We start from the raw sequence: 5214 nt of genomic DNA on the forward strand, positions 1-5214 counted from the left end.
GGCGGCCAGGCGAGTCCGGACGCGCCGCCGGCGCACGCTTCCGCGCCGGCGCTGGCGCCCGTGGCACCGTGGCCGCTCGTGCTGATCTACGGACTGGCAGGGCTCGGCTATATCGTCACGGCCACGTATCTGCCCGTGCTGGTGGGCGCGGCCTTGCCCAATCTCAATTCCGCCCACGTGTGGGCCGTGTTCGGCCTGGGCGCGGCGCCCTCGTGTTTCCTGTGGCACCGGCTGCACGAGCGGCTGGGCACGCGCCGGGCGCTGCGGCTGAACTTGCTGCTGCAGGCGCTGGGCGTGGCGCTGCCCGTGCTGGCGCCGTCGGCCGCCGGCTACCTGCTCAGCGCCATCCTCGTCGGCGGCACGTTTGTAGGCACGGTGACCATCGCCATGCCGGCCGCGCAGCGGGCTGCGGGCAAGGCGGGCGCCAACATGATGGCCATCATGACGATCGTGTATGGCGTGGGCCAGATCATCGGCCCCGTGCTGGCCGGCAGCCTGTATGCGCAGTCGCACAGTTTCAATAGCGCACTACTGGCGGCCGCCGGCGCGCTGCTGCTGGCCATCGCCGTGAGCCTGCGGCTGTAAGCTGCCGGCGTCAGAGGTCGAATGCGCTGCGCATGAAGTCGCTGCGCAGCGCGTTGACCCTGGCGGAATCGCGCGTGTAGTACAGCTTGTTCGTCAGCAGCACCGCATAGCGGCCGCGCCGGGGACTGAGCCACATGGCCGTGCCCGTGAAACCCAGATGGCACCAGACGTCGTCCTGCGCCAGCGTGCCTGCCGCCGGGTGCCAGAACAGGCCCCGCGACGGTGTCAGGGCGCCCGTCTGCACCGTCAGCGAGTCGCGCACCCAGCCGGCGTCAAACACTTCGCCGTGGCGGCCCGCCTGCGGCGCCAGCATCGCTCCCAGGAAGCGCTGCAGGTCGGGCACGTTGGAAAACAGCCCGGAGATGCCGCACACGCCGCCCAGCAGCCGGGTGGAAAAATCATGCACGACGCCGGACAGGTGCGCGCCCGCCTGCTCGCAATACTCGGTGGGCGCGACCAGCGCGCCAAGCGCGGCGGGCAGGGGGCCGAAGCCCGTGGCGGCCATGCCCAGCGGCCGCAGCACGTGCTCGTCGAGCGCCTGGTCCAGGGGCATGCCCAGCAAGCGCTCGATGACAAAGCCGAGGATCAGGGCTGCGCGGTCCGTGTATTCCACGGCCTGGCCCGGCATGCCTTCCAGCGGCTCGCGCAGCACGCCGCGCACGATATCGTCGTACACCTCGCCATAGCTGGCGCGCAGGCGGGCGCGCAGCGGCAAGCCGGCCGTATGGGTGAGCAGCTGGAAGACCGTGATGGGCGCCAGCGCGTAGCCGACCGTGCCGGGCAGCAGGTCGGCCAGGCGGTCGTCCAGGCGCAGGCGCCGGCGTTTCAGCAGCCAGCCCACCAGCGGCCAGACGCTGACGACCTTGGTCAGCGAAGCGATGTCGAACAGGGTGTCGACCTGCATGGCGGCGCTGGCGGGCTCCGGCGTGAGCCGCCCGGCCGCGCCCGCCACGCCGTCGTGCATATCGTGGCCGACTGTTCCAAAGGCCCAGGCCGCGCCTGGAAAAATGCCATTCTGCACGCCGGCCTGCGCCAGCGCCGCCAGGTGGTTTTCACGTTCCGTTATCCGCATGTTGACTGTACTGTTTTTTGTTCGCCATTATCCGTCATTGCCACCCCGATCCAGCGCGCCACCGATTGCGCCAGCCATTCACCCTCGTCGAGCGGCAGGTCGTGGCCCCCGTCGCCGTGGATCAGGCAGTCCGCCTGCCAGGCGCGCGCCAGGCGCTGCGAACAGCGGTGGTCGACCAGCCGGTCTTGCGCGCCCGCCATCACCAGCACGGGCATGGCGGGCCGGCTGGCGGGGGCGCGGTAGCGGGCGGCCGACAGCAGCTGGCGCAGCGCATTGCGCCGGCTGACGGGGTATTGCTGCTGGTAACTCAGCCAGCTGTCCAGCAAGGCCGCATTGCCGGCGCCATGGCGGCGGCTCGTCAGGCGCAGGATCAGCGCTTCCTGGCTGCGCGGGTCGCCCAGCAGCAGCTGGCGCAGCAGGGCGCCGTAGTTTTGCCAGCGCAGCCGCCGGTAGAACGGGCTGTAGGGCCGCATGCTGGTGTTGACCAGCACGCAGCGGGCGATTTCCTGCGGGTAGCGGCTCGCCCATTCCACGGCCACCATGCCGCCCAGCGACAGGGCCAGCAAGTGGTAGGGCGCGGGGATGCCCCGTTCCAGCAGCTGCCGGCGGCAGTCTTCCACCATGTCCGCCACGCGCGTGGCGCTCGTTTGCCGGTGGCGCGTGCCATTGCCGGGCAGGTCGGGCGTGACGATGCGCGCGCCGGGCAAGGCGTGCGCGAGGGTGGCGGGAAAGTGGCCCCAGTGGCGCTGTTCGCGCATCAGGCCGCGCAGCAGGACCCAGGTGGGCGGCCCGCTCATGATTCATACCATTGCGCCAGGGCGCGCCGGCGCTGCGCCTTGCGCAGCAAGCCTTCCGGCACCCAGCGGCCGTGGCTGCTGGCGGCGCGCATGAGGAAATCGAACCACACGAGGTGGCGGCGCAGCACGCGCTGCAGCCGGTGCGCGGCCGTGGGATTGAACATGCTGACCCGGTTGAACAGCTGGCGCGGGTTTTTCTTGACCCACAGCCAGGAACCCATTTCCAGGGTCAGCGGCAGGAATACGCGGCCCGTATGGCTGGTGCCGTTCAGGTACAGATAATCCCACAGGTCGCCATGCGTGCGGTATTGCCGGCTTTGCGGCTCGAATACGTAGTTGTGGTTGGGGTAGCTCTGGCTGAACAGCTCTTCCAGCGCGCCGATCTCGGCCAGGTGTTCGATGGGTACCTTGGTATGCGCATGGGGAAACCAGATGCGGTCGCGCAAGCCGAAACCGGAATGGCAATCGAGGGCGATGCTGAACTGGCGCGACAGCAGTTCGCGCTCGACGAGGTCGCACACGGCCTGGCTTTCCAGCTCCATGGGGCCGTGCGCCGCGCCCCGGTACCAAGGCAGGCGGGCGCTGTAGCGCTGTCCGCCCAGCATGAACGGCACTTTTTCGCGCGCGCTCAGGGGCGCATTGCGCATCAGGTCCACGCCGCGGGGATTGCTGCGCGTGGCTTGCCACATGCCGCCCGGATTGACCAGCGGCATGAATACGAGGCGCATGGTTTCCAGCTGCTGGTGCAGGGTGGCGTCCCAGCGCAGGCGCGCGACCAGGCTTTCCAGGAAGGACAGCAGCACTTGCGTGCCGATGCGCTCGAGGCCGTGGATGCCGCCAAAAAAGCCCAGCACGGGCACGTCGGGGCCGGAATTGCCCATGGCAATCGTGTACACGGGAAACTCGCGCCCATCCATGGCGATGCTGCAGGGCGCAGCCACTTCCAGGTGGCTGCCGCCCTCGTCGATGAGGCGCTTCAGCATGACCAGCTCGGGCAGATTCTTTTCGATCATCAGGCGTCTGAATGGGAATGTGACAGCCAGTGTAGCCGAAATCGTTGCTGGGGCAGACGTCTCGCATGGCGAAATTTATTGACCGCAAGCATGTCACGAAGCCGTCATTTTTGCTGTGTAGGCTATTGCAGTTGAAGCAAGAATTGTTACTTGGCAATACCTCGTTTCCACGCAGTTCCACCCTCACACGATAGCGACACGATAGCGATATGACAGGCAGCCCGGCATCCGTCCATGTGCTTGCGCTGGCGGGATACCTGGTTCTGCTGGGCTTCCTGACCGCGGTGGGGCCCGTGCGGGCGCAGCCGGCCGACGGCCCCGTGCTGCAGTTCGATATTGCCGCGCAAAACCTGGGCGACGCGCTGGACCTGTACAGCCGCCGCACGGGCATCGCCGTGCTGATGGACCAGCGCTACGCGCAGCGCCAGTCGGCCGCCGTGCGCGGCGCGTACGGGGCCGGCGCGGCCCTGCAAGTCTTGCTGGCGGGCACGGGGCTGCAATCGCGCCTGTCCGACGCGCAAGCCGTCATCGTGTACGCACCGGCAGGCACAGCCGCCGCCGCCGCGGAGCTGCCGCCGGCCGCCGTCGTGGCCGCCGCCGACATCCCGGGCGCCGTGCAGAACGGCGGCGACCATGCGGCCTATGTGAGCCGCTTGCAGCACGTGCTGCTGGGATTGTTGTGCCGCGCGGCGCAGACGCGTCCCGGCGGCTACCGGCTGGCGCTGCAGCTATACCTGAACCGCGCCGGCGTGGTGGACCGCGTGCACTTGCTCGACAGCACGGGGCTGCGCGCGCGCGACACGGCCATTGCGCGCCTGGTGCTGGGCATGCGCGTGGGCGCGGCGCCGCTGCCATCGATGCCGCAGCCCGTTTCCATCCTGCTGCTGCCGCAAGGACCTGGCAGCGAAGTCGATTGCGCCGCCAGCGCGCCGGGAGGGGCGGCGCCATGAGCATGCCCGACCTGCGCACCAAGCTGAAACGCCACCTCAGTTCGCGTTACGCCGTGCTGCGCTGGCGCCTCGAACGGGTGGTCGGCTGCAAGCACAATGCTGCCGATGCGCTGCAGGAAACGTGGCTGCGCCTCGAAGCGATGGTGGCGCCGGGCCCCGCCGCCGCGCCCGTCCATAATCCCGACGCCTATCTGCTGCGCATGGCTGCCAATATCGCCACCGATGCCTACCGCCGCGACCGCATCATCGTCACGGAACGCGAACGCGAAGAACTGATGCACATGGCCGACGAAACGGGCGACGACATCAGCGACCCCGCCCGCATCGTCTCGGCGCGCCTCGACGTGCAGGCGCTCGACGCGGCCTTGGCGGACCTGTCGCCGCGCCGCCGCGCCATCCTGACGGCCGCCAGGGTCGATGGCTTGCTCAACGCGGAGATCGCCGAGCGCTTCGGCATTTCCGTGGCGATGGTGAAGAAAGAATTGCAGGCCGCCATGCAACACTGTAAAACGTGCATGGCCGACGCCGAGGCCGCCCAGCGCAGCGATGTGTCGGGCCGTCGTAAATATTGATGAATCTCATGACTGCTCCTGACCGCGATCCACGCGCCCCTACCGAAACCGCCGACGGCGATGCCGCCATCGGCCAGCAAGCCGCCGTCTGGTGGGCGCGGCTGCGTGCCGACGATTTCACGCAGGCCGACGCCGACGCCTTGCGCGCCTGGTGCGCGCGCAGCCCCGCGCATGCGCGCGCCTGGCGCGAGCTGGGGCAAGTGTGGCAGGCGCTGGATCCCGCCT

At 69.0% G+C, this 5214-nt stretch carries 7 protein-coding genes; 4 read left to right on the forward strand and 3 right to left on the reverse strand.

What is annotated here, in order from left to right:
* A partial coding sequence (locus GCN75_RS28545; RefSeq protein ID WP_152285348.1) for a YbfB/YjiJ family MFS transporter occupies positions 1-585 on the forward strand: 585 nt, incomplete at its 5' end.
* Positions 586-595: 10 nt separating this feature from the next.
* Here GCN75_RS28545 and GCN75_RS28550 read toward each other — a convergent pair.
* From GCN75_RS28550 to GCN75_RS28560, 3 genes are read right to left on the reverse strand one after another with little or no spacing between them, the layout of a single operon-like run.
* Positions 596-1657, reverse strand: coding sequence for a serine hydrolase domain-containing protein (locus tag GCN75_RS28550; protein WP_152285349.1), 1062 nt, complete (start codon positions 1655-1657; stop codon positions 596-598).
* Positions 1648-2454, reverse strand: coding sequence for an alpha/beta fold hydrolase (locus GCN75_RS28555; RefSeq protein WP_152285350.1), 807 nt, complete (start codon positions 2452-2454; stop codon positions 1648-1650). The genes GCN75_RS28550 and GCN75_RS28555 overlap by 10 nt, the downstream gene beginning before the upstream one ends.
* Complete coding sequence (locus tag GCN75_RS28560; RefSeq protein WP_152285351.1) at positions 2451-3467, reverse strand: M14 family zinc carboxypeptidase; 1017 nt, start codon at positions 3465-3467, stop codon at positions 2451-2453. Before GCN75_RS28560 ends, GCN75_RS28555 begins: the two co-directional genes overlap by 4 nt.
* Positions 3468-3676: 209 nt before the next feature.
* Here GCN75_RS28560 and GCN75_RS28565 point away from each other — a divergent pair, with 209 nt between their 5' ends.
* The 3 genes from GCN75_RS28565 to GCN75_RS29940 form a co-directional block, all read left to right on the forward strand.
* The gene (locus GCN75_RS28565; protein ID WP_152285352.1) at positions 3677-4417 is read left to right on the forward strand and encodes an STN domain-containing protein; all 741 of its coding nucleotides are present in this window, start codon (positions 3677-3679) and stop codon (positions 4415-4417) included.
* Positions 4414-4989, forward strand: a complete 576-nt coding sequence (locus GCN75_RS28570; protein WP_152258700.1) for an RNA polymerase sigma factor — start codon at positions 4414-4416, stop codon at positions 4987-4989. The genes GCN75_RS28565 and GCN75_RS28570 overlap by 4 nt, the downstream gene beginning before the upstream one ends.
* Before the next feature lie 8 nt (positions 4990-4997).
* A partial coding sequence (locus tag GCN75_RS29940) for a FecR/PupR family sigma factor regulator (protein ID WP_152285353.1) occupies positions 4998-5214 on the forward strand: 217 nt, incomplete at its 3' end.

The organism is Janthinobacterium violaceinigrum (genome assembly GCF_009208555.1).
Classification (GTDB): domain Bacteria; phylum Pseudomonadota; class Gammaproteobacteria; order Burkholderiales; family Burkholderiaceae_D; genus Janthinobacterium; species Janthinobacterium violaceinigrum.